We start from the raw sequence: 18,743 nt of genomic DNA on the forward strand, positions 1-18,743 counted from the left end.
AATGAAAAAGTTATTAATACACTCCATTTTATTGATGTCTATTTGCAATCCAATCTTTGCCCAAAGTTTTGAAGCTGAAGATGCTATATTATCAGGAGGAGTTACTATAGACACATACAACAGTGTAAGCTGTGCCTATATGGCCGGCAGCGGCAGTATTAAATTTACTGCCAATATAACTTCGGCAGGTACTTATAAACTAACCATCAGGGCAGCAACACCTATGGGTGAAAAAACGCAGGACCTGTATGTGAATGATGCACACGTTGGCCAGGTAAAATTTAATTCCAACAGCAACTGGTTTGACCAAAATGCCGGTGCTGTATATTTATCAGCCGGAAATAACACCATTGAAATTAGAAAAAGCTGGGGGTATATGTACTTCGATAAAATTACATTAGAAGAAATTCCACCCAACGATTATAGCACAACCGACAGCCTATTGGTTAATACGAACAGCGATGAAAAAACCAAAAATGTTTACAGTTACCTGCGTTCGCAATATGGAAAGAATATTATTTCAGGGCAAACATCATACTGGGACGAATTAATTGCGGTTGCCGGAAAAACACCGCTTGTGCGTGCTTTCGATTTTCAATCGTACACTGTTGGGTATCCCTATTTATGGGACAACTCGGTTGGCGGACACACCTTTGGGTGGACAAACAATGGTGCAACTCAGAAAGCAATCGACTGGTATAAAAGCACCGGCGAAAAAGGTATTGTATCGTTTCAGTGGCACTGGCATTCGCCATTTGGAGGAGAAGTTTCCACAAATACTTTTTATACCAGCGAAACAACCTTTGATGTGAGCAGGGCGGTTACACCCGGCACGGCAGAATATGATGATGTTATAGCCGATATTGATTCAATAGCTTCGCAATTAAAACGTTTGCAAAATGCCGGTGTGCCTGTACTTTGGCGGCCACTGCACGAAGCCGGCGGTGGCTGGTTCTGGTGGGGTGCAAAAACAGCAAAAGATTGCCTGGATTTGTACGATATCCTGTACGACAGATTAACAAACTATCATCAACTGAACAATCTGATTTGGGTTTGGTCATCGCCTGAAGCCGATTGGTACCCGGGAAACAGCAAAGTTGATATCATCGGATATGATTCCTATCCGGGTGAATTTGTGTACAGTTCACAAAAATCTGTTTTTAACCAACTCTACGATATTGTTGAGGGAAAGAAAATGATTGCGATGACGGAAAACGGGCCAATCCCCGATATTGACAAATGTATTGATGAAGATGCAATGTGGCTTTATTTTTCGTCGTGGAACGATTTGGTTGCAAAACAAAACTCAAGCGAACATATTCAGCAGGTATTTGCCCATGAATATGTAATTACACTCGATAATGTCCTGTCTTCATCAATATCCGGTGAGCGAATAATTTCATCCGTATTCCAGATATACCCCAACCCAGCAGCAGATGTGCTGAATATTGACTTTATTGGAGAACCGGAACCGCAGGGAACAATCAGCATTATTAATGTTGAAGGCAAAGTAATACTGGAACAACAATTTACTGACAACAAAAATTTATCGGTAAATGTTAGCCAGTTACAGCAAGGCATTTACATTTGCTCTTTTTACAATGGAAAAGAAAAGGCCGTTTTAAGATTTATTAAACGATAAGCAGAACTTACTGTTTATTCACGTTTTACAGAGCCAAGCCCGTCAATAAATTCGGTAAGCTGCGGATTGCCGCGGTACTTAATTTTGCCCACGCCTTTTATGGTTGCATTAAGGGTTTCGGTGGCATAAACGCTTCCGGTGCCCACTCCTTCAATAAAAAAAGTTACATCTTTTGTTTTCAACTCATCGGCATCTACATGACCGGCTCCGGTAACTTTCACATCGAGCGATTCGGCCACGCCGTCGAGTTCGAACATCACGCCCCCCTCGGTTCTGATACCTATGTTCCGGGATTTTGCCTTGATTTCAACTTTTGCACCCCCTTTAACATCCACCATAAAATCATTCAAATCAAGGTAACCTCTTGTTTGCAATTTGATGCCGCCCTCAATTCTGAGCCGTTCAAAATTTCTGAATGTCAGGTAAAGTGTTATCCGGCTGAAATCAAAAGGTTCCCTGTCCACATGCAGGTGAAGCCTCCCGCTCCGGTTGTCCATATCCAGGTATTCGAACGCACCGGAATCCGATGCCCGCACTTCGAGCGAGTTTTCATTTCCCTGAATAAGGTAAACCTTAAAAGCCCCTTCAAGGAACAACTCATTGAAACGGTCGATTTCGTATATTCTTGTTAAATCGTTTTCCTGAAGCCCCTTTGCCGGATTGGCTTTTGCAAATCCAACAGTCAGGAAAAAGATCATTGAAAGGAAAAAAAATTGCACGGTTTTCATTTCTGTTTCAGTTTTAAAATATTACGCTGGTAAAAGTAATACTTTGCCGGGTTATTTATTTATAAATTCGACGAACAACTGATTTTAAAAGGTAAATTCAGGGCCTGGAATCCGACTAAATCAACCGGCGTAAAAAAAACAAACCATAAAAAATTAAAAGAGAGAAAGCCACCACCACAAAATGATCAAAATAAGAAAATTGAACAATCGACTGTAAATAAATCCCCACATAAACCACTGACAAAACACTCAATACCAGCAAAATATTCACATTTCTCCTTCCTCCTTTTATCATTATCTGTGTGGAAAACCCACCCCAAATCAAGGCAAAAACAAACAAACCAACACCTTCAGCAATGTTTCCTGCCTTGAACCGGGTAAAACCAAATATCAGCGGCAGGAGGGCAACAATAAGCAGGCTTCGGCCAAGGCTTCTGCGAACTTTTTCCCTGTTTTTTTCATGTTCAATTGTTGGAAATAAACTGCGTTTTAACGGCTCAGTCTGAAACTCAGGATTTACCAAATCCTGCTCTGAATTAATGAGCTTTCGTTCAATAGCTTCCTCCACGGCAATGTCAACTGCTTCAGGTTGATAATGTTTCCTTTTTTTCAGAATATCCAGAATCTTTTCATCCGTTTGTTTGTTAATAAATTCTTTTAAATGGCTGTTATCTTCTTCCTGTTTTGATTTTTCGTTCATTTTAAAATACATTTATCATTGAAAAACAAATTAAACCCAAAATTGTCATTAAAAAAAGAAATTAAAAAACTGTAAAAAATAATACCATGTACAACTTTGAATATCAAAATCCTGTAAAAATTATTTTCGGAAAAGGCACAATACCAAAAGTGGGTAGTGAAATTCCAGCCAATACCAAAGTACTTCTTATATACGGAGGTGGAAGTATAAAACGAACTGGCGTTTACGATAAGGTTAAAGATGCCTTAAAAAATGTGGATTTGCTTGAATTTGGTGGCATTGAGCCTAATCCGCATTACGAAACCTGTATGAAAGCGGTTGAACTCATCAAAAAAGAAGATGTAAACTTCCTGCTTTCGGTGGGCGGTGGTTCAGTACTCGATGCCACAAAATTTATTGCAGCGGCAGCATTATACAAAGGGGATGATCCGTGGGATTTTCTCTCGCACCGGTTTGAAATTGAAGTGGAAGAAGCACTCCCACTCGGCGATGTATTAACACTGCCGGCAACGGGTTCCGAAATGAATGGAAACGCAGTGATAACGCGCGAATCGACACAGGAAAAACTGTCGTTTGGCAGTCCAAAAGTAATGCCGCAGTTTTCCATTCTCGATCCTGAATGTATTTTCACACTCCCCGACAAGCAGGTGGCAAACGGTATTGTTGATGCGTTTATGCACGTGCTGGAACAATACCTCACATTCGCAGTCAATTCTCCTATTCAGGACCGTTTTGCCGAAGGTATTTTAACCACGTTAGTAGAGGAAGGCCCCAAAGTACTGGCCAACCGTAACGATTACGATGCCGCTGCCAATTTTATGTGGAGCGCCACAATGGCCTTGAACGGATTAATAGGTTCGGGAGTGCCGCAAGACTGGGCCACACACATGATTGGCCACGAACTTACCGCTTTTCACGGCATTGACCATGCGCGCACGCTGGCCATTGTTATGCCCGGCATAATGAACATTAAACGCGAAAACAAAAAAGAAAAGTTACTGCAATTTGGCGAACGTATATGGGGAATTACCGAAGGAACATACAACGAGCGAATAGATAAAGCCATTGCAAAAACGGTTGAGTTTTTCGAATCGCTTGGTGTACCATGCAAGTTACCCGATTACGATGTGCCGGCTGAAACGATTGAAAAAATTAAGGAACGTTTCAAACAACGTGGAAGCAAACTGGGCGAAAAAGCGGATATTGATTATAATGAAGTTGAAGCAATTTTGCAGGACAGGTTGTAATGTCGGGTTAAACGCAATTGACTTCAGTTTCAAGGTCGATATCAAACCTTTGTTTTACTGAATTTTTAATTTTTTCGGAAAGATTAAAAATATCCATGCCGGTGGCATTGCCGTAATTTACCAGTACAAGTGCCTGCTTCTCGTGTACACCGGCATCGCCATCGCGAAAACCTTTCCAGCCGGCTTGTTCAATTAACCAGCCGGCTGCTACTTTCATTTTCTCATCGCCTGCGGGGTAAACCGGTAATTCAGGGAATTCCGATTTTAACCGGTTGGCCTTTTCTGCGGGCACCACAGGATTTTTAAAAAAACTGCCTCCGTTGGGCAACTCTTCCACCTGGGGCAGTTTCGAGTTGCGGATATCGATTACCGCCTGACGAATATTCCTCAAATTTACTTCTCCCAGGGTTTCAACTTCTTGCAAAACACTGCCGTAATTCAAATTAAATTCGGGAAATTTATCAAGTTTGAAAACCACGGAAGTAATGATGAACCGGTTTTTAAATTTTCGCTTAAAAATGCTGTTTCGGTAAGAGAACTCACATTCGTCAGCAGAAAATTCCTTTGCCGTGTTCTCCATTAAATCAAAGCCTTTAACAGTTTCAATACAATTGCCGGCTTCCTGCCCGTAAGCACCGATATTTTGAACCGGTGCAGCACCTACATTTCCCGGAATAAGCGAAAGGTTTTCGATGCCACCCAGTTTGTAATCAACAGTGTACTGTACAAATTCATCCCAGTTTTCTCCTGCTCCGGCTTCAATCCAAATATGCTGCCGGTCTTCTTTAACAGGGTAAATTCCTTTGCTGTTGGGGTGAAAAACCAGCCCGTCAAAATCACTTAAAAACAGCATATTACTTCCGCCTCCGAGAACAATCATCCGGTCCTCTTTCCACGAATCATTGGAAGCTACAAACGTTTTTAAATCTTCCGCTTCGGTAAATTCAAAAAAGTAACGTGCTGAAACGTCAATACCAAATGTATTCAGCGTTTTCAGGGAATAATTTTCAAAAAAGCGTATCATAAAATTTTTTGCAATGATACAATTTAAAGGTCAAAATCTGCTCAGTTCATACATTCAAAATTGCAAAAACTGGTAGCGATTAACCTAATTTTCGGCAGTTAATTCAACCACGGTGCTGGTCAATTCGCGGGTATCGGCAAAATTTAAACCCACTTTCATCAGGTAATCGCCTGTAAAAACCTGGTCGTCCTGCCGGAAAGCAGACCAGCGTTGGCCCGGAATTTTATTAATTTCTTTTACCCGGTACTTTTTGTCGGGATCGAGGCCCTGCAATTTTACGGGGTTGGTATGTTCCTCGCGGTACGGATAAAGATTATAACAAAAAACTACCGCCTTGTCTTTTGGCTCCGAAACGTACATCAGCGAGGCCCTTTCCTCTTCGTAGGGAGAAACCAGCCGGTACATTTCGCCAAACCAGATAACATCTTTCAGCCGGTCGTAATCTTTGAGTACCTGCTGGCTAAATTCCAGTTCTTCTTCTGAAAATTCTTCCACACGAATGTCGTATCCCATTTTTCCCATCATTGCCACATCGGTACGGAACTTAAGCGACTGGTTGCCCATTGAAGTAACATGGTTGCATATTGTGTTGGCCGGGAAGAAATACGAATAGCCCCACTGGATAAAAATCCGGTCGTAGGCGCTTGTGTTGTCACTCGCCCAAAATTCGGTAAAATATTTCATGGCGCCGTAATCGGTGCGGCCGCCTCCGCCCGAGCAAAGCATAATGGGCAAATCGGGATGTTTTTCGCGTAAATCTTCCATCACTTTGTAAAAGCCATTCACGTATTCAATAAAAATATGCGATTGATTTTCACCAAGATATTCCGAATAAGTATTGGTCATTTCACGGTTGCAATCCCATTTTATAAACGCAATTTCAGGGTGCTCGGTCAGCATTTCATCCACCACATTAAAAACAAACTGCTGTACTTCGGGATTCGACATATCCAGCACGAGCTGGTTGCGCGAATAATGCTCCGGACGGTTTTTCAGTTTCAGAATCCATTCAGGATGCTGTTCATACAATTCGCTTTTGGGATTCACCATTTCGGGTTCGAGCCAAATCCCGAATTTGATTCCTTTTTCTTCGGCCTGCTCCACGAGGTAACCGATTCCGTGAGGCAGTTTCTTTTTATTGGCCTGCCAGTCGCCCAGCCCGGCCCGGTCGTGGTTGCGCGGGTATTTGTTGCCAAACCAGCCGTCGTCGAGCAGGAACAAATCCACTCCCAGTTCTTTGGCACCGTCGAAAAGTTCAACCAATCGGTCTTCATCAAAATCGAAATAGGTGGCTTCCCAGTTGTTCAGCAAGGTGAGCCGGCCTTCGGTTCCGTGCAGCACCTGGTATTTTTGTGCCCACTTGTGCAGGTTCCGGCTGGCCTGGCCTTTGCCCTGATTTGAAAGCGTAAAAATGAAGGACGGTGTTTTAAACAACTCGCCCGGTTGCAACTGATACTCCGATGCAAACGGATTCATTCCCGATACGACCCGAAGTGAATTCAACTCATCAATTTCGAAAACAAACTGAAAGTTGCCCGTCCAGGCAATGGTGCCTGCCATCACATCGCCTTCGGTTTCGGTCGCCGGTTGGTTCATCGAAAGGAAAAAGAAAGGTGCCTGAAATTTATTGGTGCGGGTTCCCAGTTTGCTGTCCAAGACTTTCATGCCGCTGGTAAGTTTGCTTTCCTGCATAATCATTTCCTTGTTCCAGTCGCCGTGAAACTGGGTGAGCCAGTACTCTTTCTCACCAAAATGCAACATCGACGAGGCAAACTTTGTCATCCACACCGGTTCGTTTTCCTGATGAACAATTTCGGTCCAGGTTTCTATCACATCTTCCTTCCAAAAAGCTTTGAAAAACAGCTTTACTTCAACCGGGTATTTATCGTCTTTCAGCGTAATTACCGTGGTTTTAACATTGTCGATTTCTTCAGCAACTTCAACATTTTGAAAAAAAAGCGACAACGAAGGATTGCTGTCGTTGTGAATAATTCGGATGGCCGGTTCGTGCACATCGTGCATTCCGGCGGTGACATAAGCTTCATTCCGGCTATTCAGCAACTCGTATTCCGAGACATTTTTCAACTTTTCGCCCATGTAAACCTGCAGGAGTTTTCCCTCGGAGTTTATTTTGTAAGCAACTGCAGTATTTTGTGTTTCAATAATAATGGGGCCTTCCTGGGCACTGAGCAATCCGGTTATCAAAAAGAAAATAAAAGTTATAAACTGAGTTTTCATCGATTTTGTTTTTTATTGATTTTTGAAAATCTAATCAAGTTCTTCCATTTTGTACACTTCCGTTCCGGCAAGCAAAAAACAGCCCAGTCCGTAGTCTTCAAAATCGGGCACTTTGTCGTACGTTACCGGCTGACCAGCGCTTGGTTCTTTTCCGGTTCCCTGCACGTAACCAAGAAAACCGTTTTCATGCAGACAGTCGTTCACCAGTCCGTTCCAGGCTTTTGTGATTGCGGGCAAATATTTTTCACGGTCGAGATAGCCGTTGTTAATCCCCCAGGCCATTCCGTACACAAAAAGCGAAGTTCCGGTCAGCTCTTTTCCGCCGTAGTTGGTCGGGTCGTGCAGACTCGCATTCCAGAAACCATCTTCGCGCTGAATGGGAACGAGCGCATCCATCATGGCCAGGTAATCGTTCATGTATTGTTCACGGTGTTTTTCATTTTCAGGAATTGTGTTAAGAACGCGTATCAGCGCTGCCACTACCCAGCCGTTTCCGCGGCTCCAGTAGCAGTCTTTACCATTTGGTTCAGTGTAAGGCGGGTCGAAATCGGCATCGCGCCACCACAGTCCGTCGTCTTCATTAAACAGCCCTTTGTCGCCATGTTCGTTTCGGGTAAACATGTACATTTCGTACATTTTGTTGAAATACCTGTCATCGTTGTAAACCACGCCCAGTTTGGCAAACACCGGCATTGCCATTTGCAATGCATCAATCCACCACCAGTCGTCATTTTGCGGTGTGTTCACCATCATGTCCATGCAAATTTTAATGTTTTTGATGCGTGCCGGGTCAGGCAAAATGTTGTACAAATCGATGTAAGTCTGCCCGCAGCACTGATCGTCGGCATTGCGCGTGGTGTTCCCGTTGCGCATTCCCCAGTTGTGGAATTCGGCCCAATCCACGGCATAATTGTAAAATTCCTTTTTCGGAAAAACCTGGTGCAGCGCCATCAGACCTTCGTAATACACGCCTCGTGTCCAGATGTTGCTGGGGCGTTCCCTGTCAGTCACCAGCGTTTTACCCACATTCGGATTTTTGGTCATAAAATATTCGTTGGCAAGCAGCATGTCGCTCAGCACTTTTTGTCTTTGCGGCAAATCCTGCGCGTTAGCTGAAAAAGTTGAAAATAGGGAAAAAATGAAAAATAGAATTGCAGTTTTCTTCATGGTTAATTTTCGTTTAGTAAAAATGGTCGTTTTAATTCTTTCTGTAAAAATAGGATTAATTCACAAAAATAGTTTCAGGTAGGTTGGTCCTTTCTCGCCCGAGCGGATCACAACTTTCTGAATCACCAGCCCGGCATCCACCATCCAGATTTTCACAGTATGTTTTCCGGGTTCATGAATGTTGTGTTTTGTTGAAGTTTCAATGCTGTTGTTGCTTACCCAGCGCTCCCAGTCCTGTAATGTTTCATTTTCGTGAAGATTGATGATTTGCGGTTCTTCGTCATCCACAGAAACAGCAATTTTGCGGGTTTCGTCGTTGGTATAGTAGTTCAGTGTGGGCGAAAGCAGCACGTTTAGTTCAATTTCGCCGGGCTCAAAAAGAAAGATATCGTATTCCAGCCGCGGACTGTCACCTTCCGGCTTAATTCTTTCGGCAGTTACCGGCTTAACAGTCACACCGCCAAGCGTTCTGCCAAGTCCCGAAATCACTTTCCAGGTAATATTTTCTGTTTCAACTTTCCGGTTGAAATGTTCAGCCTCCATGGAAACATAGCCTTTGCATTCGGGAAAAGTTCCGGCGAGTTGGCTTTCATAAACTGTGGTTTTAAACACCCGTGCATTGACTGTTACGGTTTGCCCGTTGCCGCTAATTTTTACCGGAACACTGTGATAGCCTGCCGGAACCAAATCACGGTTTACACTTGCCCACAAACGCACTTCGTCATCCACCGTTCCGCTTGCCGGATGAAATGTAAGCCACTCTTCACCCGTTTCAACACGATAAGAAAAGGGCACTTTGCCGCGGTTAAAAATTTCGATGTAAACCGAATTTTCACAAACGGTGCTGATTTCGGGCAGCGACACATCTGCAACGCCGCTGGTCCAAAATTTTTCCGAACCTTCGATAGCCACGCCCATTTCTGCTTTTTCAGGAACAGAAATCGTTTCCACCTCGGGCATCGAATTCTCTGGCGGTTGTTGCCAGTAAGTATAACCGATGTGCGTTTGTGCCATCATGTGGTTCCATTTTCCGTTCGCCAGTTCGGTGTGGTAATAGTCGGTTATTTCGGCATCTTTTTCAAACAACTTTTCAACCCGGCTGGCCATTTGGTTTGTCAACGCACGCCCCTGGCTGGCATATAAACGGTTTTGAGCCGTGGTTACATACAAATCGTTGAGGTTGGCACAGGCGATAATCGGGTGCAAAACCAACTGATAAAAAGCGTCTTTGTCTTCGGCAGGAATTTTTTCGTACAGCTTTTTGGCCCGCTCCGCCAGTTGATTGTAGTCGCTCCTCACGCGTTCCGCTTCGTTAAAATGAATGAGGCTGTATGTTTCGGGCGACAACAATTCCGGTTTGCGGCGCCCGTTGAATTTGGTGTAAAGTCGCAGCATTTCAGCAATTTCAGTGCTGTGTTCGCTACCGAACTGTTCTTTGGCCCACAATTCAGTGTATTCATTCAGCCGTTCGGCTGGCCAGGCATCCGGGTCGAAAGCAAAATCGAGAAAAAACGAAATGGGGAGTTCCATGGGTTTCAGATCGCCCACATTTACAATCCAGATACGGTCAACCCCGTGGCGGTAAGCCAAATTCATCTGCTCCCAAACCCGTGGCAGTGGACTGGTGTTTAACCATTTGTAATTCCGTGGCCCGCCTACATAGTCGAAATGATAATAAATGCCGTAGCCGCCTTCACGTGGCGGGGCATCTGGCTTTGGAAGTTTGCGGATGTTGCCCCAGTTATCATCGCACAGCAACAACGTAACATCATCGGGCACGCGCATTCCCTGGTCGTAATAATCCTGCACTTCTTTGTAAAGCGCCCAAAGCTGGGGCGTTTCAGCGGCATCTTCTCCGGTCACATCTTCTATAATTTTGCGCTGGTCGGCAACAATCCGCTCGAGCAGCTCGATATTGGTTTCGTCGGTCATGGCCATGTCACCATCGCCGCGCATGGCAAGTGTAACAATACTTTCGCGGTCATCCATCCGTTCGATACCGCCTCTCCAGAACTCTTTCAGTATTTCCTCGTTGGTTTCATAATTCCAGTCGCCCTCGCCGCCGGCTTTCCACTCGGCGTGGGCGCGCATCATGGGTTCGTGGTGGGTGGTGCCCATCACAATTCCCAGTTCATGGGCCAGTTCAGCATTTTGCGGGTCGTCGCTGTAAAAACCGGCCCACCACATGGCAGGCCATAAATAGTTTCCTTTCATCCGGAGAATCAGCTCAAATACCTTTTCGTAAAAGAGATGGTTAAACCCGCCATAATTCTCAACAGCCCAGCGTCCGAGTGCAGGTTCCTCATCGTTCAGAAAAATACCACGATATTTCACTTTTGGGGTCCCCAGATTGTACCGGCCGTTTTTCACAAAAAGCTGCGACTTTGATTTGGGTGGTACATCGCTCCAGAAATGCCAGGGCGACATGCCCATCTGCCGCGAAAGGTCGAACATGCCGTAGATGGTTCCCCGCTTGTCGCTTCCGGCAATTACCAAAGCTTTTGGAACATTGGGAAACGGATTTTCAACTACCTGAATCAGTGATGTTTCCCATTTCCCTTTTATATCGTCAACACTGATTTTCCCCGATTCAACTAAACCATCAATAAGTTTGCTTTGTCCGATTGTTCCGATAATTACTGCCTGCTGGCCCTGTGGAAACTGGTCAAGAATAACCCGCGGCTTTGTTCCTGTAACTTTATAAATATCATTTTGAAGCATACCTGCTACTTTAATGACACCTGGATACTCATACCCATCAAGCACAAGTGGGGCAGTTTTACCGGATGAGACCAGGGTGAAATCATCAGGGGAAGGATGATTTGTTAAATATGCAACCGGCAACAAGTTTTCATTACCATTTCCTGCAACACCCTTAAAAATAGGAAATAAACTAAGTGCAAATAATGAACAGAACAGAATAAATTTGAATTTATTTTTAGTCATTTTTCAAACAGGTTTAAACGTTTAATGATTTACAAAACCAATATACTCTTTTTCTGAGAAATAACAAGTTTACAATGAGTTAACATCGATTTCCCAAAAACACTAAAACACTAACAATCAGCTATTTAATTTTCAAAAAATCATAGTGTAAAAAGGACAATTTTTCACCTAAAATCATTTTTTGTTTCTTTGCATCGGATTATGATAATTTCAATAGCGGAAACGTCACAAAATAAAATTGAAATTGCGAATGGCCTTTCAGAACTGAAAAGCCCGGAATATCCCCTTGAACCCAAAATTAAAAACCACAAAATCAAATCATTGCCTCAGAACAATAACAATTTAAAAATGTTATTAAAGATGTTTATGACAAATTTAAGTTGAAGGAAATCAACAAAAAACGGAGACATAAAAATGTTTTGTTGAACCATATATAAAAATAAAAAACAGATTTAGAACCATTTAAAAATTATTGTTTATGATTATGAAACGAAAATTACTTTTTATTGCATTGCTATTATCGAGTTTTTTAACTTTTGCTCAAGATGAGGAGAAAGAAGACGGTTTTACGTTTGGCGGTGCCATGCGTTACAACATTCTTTCTACAAACTACGAAAGTGGCTCTAACAGCCTGAACCCGCAATTTACATGGGACACTTGGCGATTGAATGTTGACGGTTCGATGGCAGGGATCGACCTCAGTTTTGAGTACAGGTTTTACCCCACGTTCGGATCTCACTTTATCCATCACGGATTTCTGGGATATGCCTTTTCTGACAATGTTTACATGGAACTTGGTGTAACTCAGGTGCCTTTTGGTATTACTACTTACGCCTCACACTCATGGTGGTTCCAGGGACCTTACTATGTTGGACTGGAGGATGACTACGACATGGGTATCAATTTCGACATTAACACCGGCGAAAACGGTATTTTGTCTCTAGCCTATTTTCGTCAGGCAGAACCTGAAGGACCACGTGCCGGTGGTGATGTAACTTACGGGAACGCAGGCCCAGGTCGCTATTCTTACGACATTGTTCCGGGAACCGGTGCAACTGAAAACAACGGCGAAACTGCAACCGTGGCAGCACACATCCGCGAACTCGGACAGTTTAATGCCCGCTATGCCTACAATGTAGCTGACGGCTGGGAGCTTGGAGCTTCTGCGCAAATTGGTGGAATTTACAACTCTGTTTTAGATGAATCTGAAACTTCTACTGCATTTGCAGGGCATGTTGTCGGAAATTTTGGTAACTTTAACCTTAAAGCTGAGTATGTTAATTATAACTACAAAGCTAAAAGCGACGACGGACAGGACCTTGACGTGATTCAGATGGGAGCATACGGCGATATTTATTACGGTGGCGATAACTACACAGGTGGTGTAGCAGCAAAAGCCAACATGTACGTAGCCGGATTAGCTTACACCATTCCGGTTGAATGGGGGCCCATTTCAAGTATTCAGCCATACGTTGACTACACGTTGATTGACAAAACAAACGAAAACTTCCACGACACCGAACATTTAATTCCCGGATTCCTGGTAAGTGCAGGAGGTATTTATGCCTATTTCGATTATGCAATGGGTAAAAACCAGCCCTGGCTAACTGACGATTTCGGAAAAGGTTTAGGTTCAGGTGTTGCTGATCCGGATTGGAACAAACGTTTCAATATTAACATTGGATACTATTTCTAAAAAAAATAACTAAATTTTAAATTTATGGCCGACGATAACAACATTAGAATTAAAGTAGAGGATCTGACCCTCATTTTCGGAAAACGAAAAAAAGAGGCGCTGGAACTTCTCAATCAGGGTTACAGCAAGACTGACATCCTGAAAAAGACAAAATGCACCGTAGGTGTAAACAAGGCCAGTTTCGAAATTAAAAAGGGAGAAATTTTTGTTATCATGGGGCTGTCGGGCAGCGGAAAGTCAACACTTATCCGCTGCCTTAACCGGCTCAATGACCCGACCGATGGCAGAGTGTATTTTAAAGAACACGATATCACCCGTGATTCGAACAAACAATTGCTCGATACCCGCCGCACCGAAATGAGTATGGTCTTTCAGAAATTTGGCCTGCTCCCACACCGGACTATACTGGAAAACGCAGCTTTCGGTCTCGAAATCAGAGGAGAGCCAAAAGAGCAACGGGATGAAAAAGGCATGAAAGCACTGAAGACCGTTGGTTTGGAAGGATACGAAGATCAGTACCCTGCGGAATTGTCAGGAGGGATGCAGCAACGTGTTGGTCTGGCAAGAGCACTTGCCAACGACACCGATGTGCTGCTGATGGACGAAGCTTTTTCAGCACTCGACCCACTGATTAAATCCGACATGCAGGATGAGTTACTGCAAATCCAGAATAAGTTGCATAAAACCATCGTGTTTATTACGCACGACCTGGATGAAGCAATGAAGGTGGGCGACCGGATTGCCATTATGAAAGATGGCGTGGTGGAACAAATTGGTACAGCCGAGGAAATTCTTACTGATCCGGCAACTGAATATGTTGAGGCATTTGTGGAAAAAGTGGATCGTAAAACCATTATTACAGCAGAAACGCTGATGTTCGACAACCCGATAATTGTCAGGTTCAAAAAAGACGGGCCAAAAGCAGCAATACGCAAAATGCGTGAAGCAGGAGTCAATGTTCTTCCGGTGGAAGACAATGATGAAAAATTTTTGGGCTACGTATGGCTTGAAGATATGCTGAAACTTGAAAAAGAGAAAGCTAAAACTGTAGAAAGCGCACTGAATACAGAAGTTCCGAGTGTTTACAAACACTACACAGTGGAAGAAATGCTGCCGCTGATTACAGGGCACCATCATCCGCTTGCAGTAGTTGACGATGAAGGAAAACTCGAGGGTATTATAACCCAAACTTCGTTAATTATTGAGTCAACACGGTTTGACGACAAAGAGATGGATAAATTAATTGGAGAAGCAAACGAATTATAATATGGAAAAGATTTTACCAATTGGAGAATACATTGAGAAAGGAATTAATTCACTCGAACAAAATTTATCCTTTCTCTGGAGTGCCATCGACGATGGTATTTCCTGGCTGGTGGAAAACATGAATGATTTGTTTCTTGCGATACCGTTTGTTATCATTCTTGCACTAATAGCATTTATTGCATATTATGTGAAAGCAGGCAACAAAATGTTTACCCTGTCAGGGTTGAAAAAAGCGTATGGCCTTACGATCTTTGTTATCCTCGGTTTATTGCTGATATACGCAATGGGCTATTGGGAAGAAGCCATTCAAACCACAACCCTGGTAATTGTTTCAACCATTATTGCACTAATTCTTGGGATACCGTTTGGAATTTGGTCGGCTAAAAGCAATACGGCTGATACCGTAATACGGCCCATTCTCGACTTTATGCAAACAATGCCCGCTTTTGTTTACCTCATTCCGGCTATTTTCTTTTTCAGTGTGGGGAACACTCCTGGTGTTATTGCAACGGTAATTTTTTCGTTGCCGCCATCAGTTAGGTTAACCAACCTGGGAATCAGAAATGTTCCGGGCGATGTGATTGAAGCAGGCAGGGCATTTGGGGCCAACGAGAACCAGATTTTATATAAAATTCAGTTGCCGCTGGCAATGCCTACAATTCTTGCAGGTATCAACCAGGTAATTTTACTTGCACTTTCTATGGTGGTAATTGCTTCCATGGTAGGAGCAAAAGGACTGGGAAGTATTGTTTACCAGGGAATTCAGCAAAATGATATTGCAAAAGGATTTGAATCCGGTTTGGGAATTGTTGTTTTGGCAATGATACTCGACAGGATTACACAATCCATAGGAAGTAAAAAATAAGTAGTAACCTTAAAAAACGAATAATTATGATGAAATTCAAAAAATTACTGAGCTTAGTAGTAGTAGCAGGACTTGTTTTTGCCATTAGCTCTTGCGGTGGTGGATCTGGTTCGAAAGAAGAATCGAAAAAAGAAGTAACAATATTATACCCGAACTGGGGAGAAGGAATTGCCTTCACCCACCTGGCAAAAGTTGCCCTCGAAGACAAAGGGTATGATGTTGAAATTATTAACCTCGAACCGGGACTAATCTACGGCGAGTTGTCGAAAGAGAACGCAAAAGGCGATGTTTTTCTCGACGCTTGGTTGCCACACACCCACGCTCCTTACTGGGAAGATTATGGCGACAAACTTGTAAAACTCGGCGAATCATTTAGTGGAGGAACAACCGGATTGGTTGTGCCATCGTATGTGGATATTAATTCTATTGAAGAATTGAATGACCATGTGGATGAATTTGACGGTGAAATTATTGGAATTGGCAGCGGTGCAGGAATCCACGCCAATACCTTAAAAGCTATCGAAGAATATGACCTCGACTTTGAACAACTTACCTCAAGCGGCCCGGCAATGGTTGCCAGCCTGGATAAAGCCGTTGCAAACGATGAATGGATTGTTATTACAGGTTGGAAACCTCACTTCATGTGGGCAAACTTCGATATCAAATATCTTGACGACCCGAAAGGGGTTTACCCAACAGACGTGTGCGCCATAGTTTCAAGATCTGATTTTGAAGAAGACAGCCCCGAAGCGGCACAATTCTTCAAAAACTTCAACCTGCGCGAAGAGCAGCTTTACAGCCTGATGGGCGCCATTGACATGGAAGGTGAAGAAGCCGGGGCAACAAGATGGTACGAAGCTAACAAAGCCATGGTTGACGGCTGGTTCGAATAAGAGTATAAATAGATATTTCAACTTATTCAAAAGCCTGAATAATAAAAAACCTGGATGGTAAAATCCATCCAGGTTTTTTTATGCCTATAAGAAAAGGTTGCCAGATTTGGCAACCTTTTGGTATTGCACAAATAACCTGATTACTCACCCCACTCACCACTCTTCATAATTTCCAACTACACCCTGTGAATGAAGTAATTAACAGGATTATCTGACAATCAGTTTTTCAGTTACTTTATTGAAACCATTTTCCAGTGAAATGAAATAAACACCGGATTTCACGCCACTTAAGTCAATTTGTTGACCACTGCTAACTACTTTTTCAGTACGTATCAGTTTACCTGAAATATCAATAATTTGAACAGTACTGCCAATTTCGTCAGTGCGGACGGTAATGTAGCCGGCAGCCGGATTTGGATAAAAATCAAATCTGATTTCTTTCAGAGTTGTAACGCTCGTGGGTGTTAAATCCATCAAAATTACAGTATCAATAACATGTACCACACCGTTTTGTGCTTCAATATCAACAGCCGTGATGTTGCTCACGCGGCCGTTCGGGTCAGTTACTTTCGCGCCGTCTTCCAGGCTGAATGTCAATTCCTGACCAAGTAGTGTTTCTGCCATCAAACCTTCGCTCAGGTCGGTTGACATCACTTTTCCGGAAAGCACGTGCATCTGCAAAACAGCTTCCAGCGTTTCAGTGGCGATGTCGCCCAGTGAAGTGGCACCCAGTTCATTCAGCAATGCGGCAAAAGCAGCGTTGGTCGGGGCAAACACGGTAAACGGGCCTTCGCCGGTCAAAGCGCTTACGAAGTCGATGGTCAAATCTTCGCGGGTTAAAGCCTGTACCAGAATGCTGAAGTCCTCATTGCCGGTAGCAATGTCAACTACTGTTTCCGGACGTAAATCCGAAAGAATTACCGTGTCGATTACATGTACCACACCGTTTTGTGCTTCAATATCAACAGCCGTGATGTTGCTCACACGACCGTTCGGGTCAATCACTTTTGCGCCGTCTTCCAGGCTGAATGTCAATTCCTGACCAAGTAGTGTTTCTGCCATCAAACCTTCGCTTAAATCGGCGGACATTACTTTGCCGGCCAGTACATGCATTTGCAATACAGCCTCCAGTGTTTCGGTGTCGATATCGTTTAATGAAGTGGCACCCAGTTCATCCAGTAATGCGGCAAAAGCTGCGTTGGTCGGGGCAAATACGGTAAACGGGCCTTCACCGGTCAGCGCACCTACAAAGTCGATGGTCAAATCTTCGCGGGTCAAAGCAGCTACCAGGATGCTAAAATTATCGTCTGAAATGGCGATGTCAACTACAGTTTCAGGACGCTGGTCGGGTAAAATTACGGTATCAATAACATGTACAACACCATTCTGCGCTTCAATATCCACGGCGGTGATGTTGCTCACGCGACCGTTCGGATCGGTAATTTTAGCTCCACCTTCCAGGCTGAATGTCAATTCCTGGCCCAGCAGGGTTTCGGCAGTCAGTCCTTCGCTCAAATCAGTGGACATTACTTTGCCGGAAAGCACGTGCATCTGCAATACAGCTTCCAAAGTTTCGGTGGCGATGTCGTCCAGTGAACTTGCTCCCAGCTCATCCAGCAATGCAGCAAAAGCTGCGTTGGTCGGGGCAAACACAGTGAACGGACCTTCACCGGTGAGTGAGCCCACAAAGTCGATGGTCAAATCTTCACGGGTCAAAGCAGCTACCAGGTTGCTGAAATTATCGTCTGAAGTGGCGATGTCAACTACAGTTTCAGGGATTTCTGCCAAATGTTTGTACTCATCCGGAAGTAAAACGACATCAATAACATGCACAACACCATTGTCAGCCTCCAGATCGGCAACAGTTACTTTGGCCCCGTCAATAAAAACTCCCTCATCATTAACAGAAATCCCAAGGTCTTCTCCATAATAAGTATTCGCAGTCATTCCGTCAGATAAATCCGAACTCATCACCTTACCGTCAAGCACGTGGTGAAGCAAAATATCTGTCAAAGCTCCCCTGGAATCAGAGAGGAGTGCATCAATGGTTCCTTCCGGCAGGGCCTGAAAGGCGGCATCGGTAGGAGCAAAAATGGTAAACGGTCCAGCTCCTCTCAAATCATCTTCCAGATTCGATTCTACAATGGCCGTTTCCAAAATGGTGTGGTTTTCACTTCCGGCAATAATATCAACCACTTTGGTTGCTTTGGCTGATAAACCAATAGTTGAAATAACCATGGTTGCAATGAAGAAAAGTCTAAAATGTTTCATAGTTTTTTAATTTTTGTTTAATATTAACAATAAAACAATAAACAATTATTTTTGTTTCAC

At 43.6% G+C, this 18,743-nt stretch carries 13 protein-coding genes; 6 read left to right on the forward strand and 7 right to left on the reverse strand.

Going from position 1 to position 18,743, the window contains the following annotated elements:
- Position 1: 1 nt before the first annotated feature.
- Positions 2–1,642, forward strand: coding sequence for a glycosyl hydrolase (locus BUC07_RS02525; RefSeq protein WP_083578056.1), 1,641 nt, complete (start codon positions 2–4; stop codon positions 1,640–1,642).
- Positions 1,643–1,656: 14 nt separating this feature from the next.
- On the opposite strand, the gene BUC07_RS02530 is transcribed toward BUC07_RS02525, so the two are convergent.
- Both BUC07_RS02530 and BUC07_RS02535 read right to left on the reverse strand, forming a co-directional pair.
- Positions 1,657–2,370, reverse strand: a complete 714-nt coding sequence (locus tag BUC07_RS02530; protein WP_073165090.1) for a head GIN domain-containing protein — start codon at positions 2,368–2,370, stop codon at positions 1,657–1,659.
- A gap of 115 nt (positions 2,371–2,485) precedes the next feature.
- The gene (locus BUC07_RS02535; protein ID WP_139279445.1) at positions 2,486–3,070 is read right to left on the reverse strand and encodes a hypothetical protein; all 585 of its coding nucleotides are present in this window, start codon (positions 3,068–3,070) and stop codon (positions 2,486–2,488) included.
- Positions 3,071–3,156: 86 nt separating this feature from the next.
- Between BUC07_RS02535 and BUC07_RS02540 the strand changes: the two genes are divergently transcribed.
- Positions 3,157–4,317 carry an iron-containing alcohol dehydrogenase gene (locus tag BUC07_RS02540; protein ID WP_073165096.1) on the forward strand — a complete coding sequence of 387 codons (1,161 nt, stop codon included), beginning with the start codon at positions 3,157–3,159 and terminating at the stop codon, positions 4,315–4,317.
- Positions 4,318–4,324: 7 nt separating this feature from the next.
- On the opposite strand, the gene murB is transcribed toward BUC07_RS02540, so the two are convergent.
- From murB to BUC07_RS02560, 4 genes are all read right to left on the reverse strand, one after another.
- The gene (murB, locus tag BUC07_RS02545) at positions 4,325–5,341 is read right to left on the reverse strand and encodes a UDP-N-acetylmuramate dehydrogenase (protein WP_073165099.1); all 1,017 of its coding nucleotides are present in this window, start codon (positions 5,339–5,341) and stop codon (positions 4,325–4,327) included.
- Positions 5,342–5,425: 84 nt separating this feature from the next.
- Positions 5,426–7,579 (reverse strand): alpha-galactosidase, encoded by a 2,154-nt coding sequence (locus BUC07_RS02550; protein WP_073165101.1) that lies wholly within the window; start codon positions 7,577–7,579, stop codon positions 5,426–5,428.
- Positions 7,580–7,609: 30 nt separating this feature from the next.
- On the reverse strand, positions 7,610–8,746 hold the full coding sequence (locus tag BUC07_RS02555; protein ID WP_073165104.1) for a glycoside hydrolase family 88/105 protein: 1,137 nt from the start codon (positions 8,744–8,746) through the stop codon (positions 7,610–7,612).
- Between the two features lie 60 nt (positions 8,747–8,806).
- The gene (locus tag BUC07_RS02560) at positions 8,807–11,692 is read right to left on the reverse strand and encodes a glycosyl hydrolase 115 family protein (protein WP_083578057.1); all 2,886 of its coding nucleotides are present in this window, start codon (positions 11,690–11,692) and stop codon (positions 8,807–8,809) included.
- Between the two features lie 484 nt (positions 11,693–12,176).
- Here BUC07_RS02560 and BUC07_RS02570 point away from each other — a divergent pair, with 484 nt between their 5' ends.
- The 4 genes from BUC07_RS02570 to BUC07_RS02585 are packed head-to-tail and all read left to right on the forward strand — an operon-like array spanning position 12,177 to position 16,412.
- Positions 12,177–13,388, forward strand: coding sequence for a hypothetical protein (locus tag BUC07_RS02570; RefSeq protein ID WP_073165518.1), 1,212 nt, complete (start codon positions 12,177–12,179; stop codon positions 13,386–13,388).
- Between the two features lie 24 nt (positions 13,389–13,412).
- Positions 13,413–14,654: a quaternary amine ABC transporter ATP-binding protein gene (locus BUC07_RS02575; protein ID WP_073165109.1), complete on the forward strand. Its 1,242-nt coding sequence runs from the start codon at positions 13,413–13,415 to the stop codon at positions 14,652–14,654.
- Position 14,655: 1 nt separating this feature from the next.
- Entirely contained in the window at positions 14,656–15,519 is an 864-nt protein-coding gene (locus tag BUC07_RS02580) for an ABC transporter permease (protein ID WP_073165111.1), read from the forward strand.
- A 26-nt stretch (positions 15,520–15,545) separates the two neighbouring features.
- Positions 15,546–16,412, forward strand: a complete 867-nt coding sequence (locus BUC07_RS02585) for a glycine betaine ABC transporter substrate-binding protein (protein WP_139279446.1) — start codon at positions 15,546–15,548, stop codon at positions 16,410–16,412.
- A 207-nt stretch (positions 16,413–16,619) separates the two neighbouring features.
- On the opposite strand, the gene BUC07_RS02590 is transcribed toward BUC07_RS02585, so the two are convergent.
- Positions 16,620–18,683: a fasciclin domain-containing protein gene (locus tag BUC07_RS02590; protein ID WP_083578058.1), complete on the reverse strand. Its 2,064-nt coding sequence runs from the start codon at positions 18,681–18,683 to the stop codon at positions 16,620–16,622.
- Positions 18,684–18,743 lie beyond the last annotated feature (60 nt).

The sequence above is a fragment of the Tangfeifania diversioriginum genome (assembly GCF_900141875.1).
In the GTDB taxonomy this organism is placed as follows: Bacteria; Bacteroidota; Bacteroidia; order Bacteroidales; family Prolixibacteraceae; genus Tangfeifania; species Tangfeifania diversioriginum.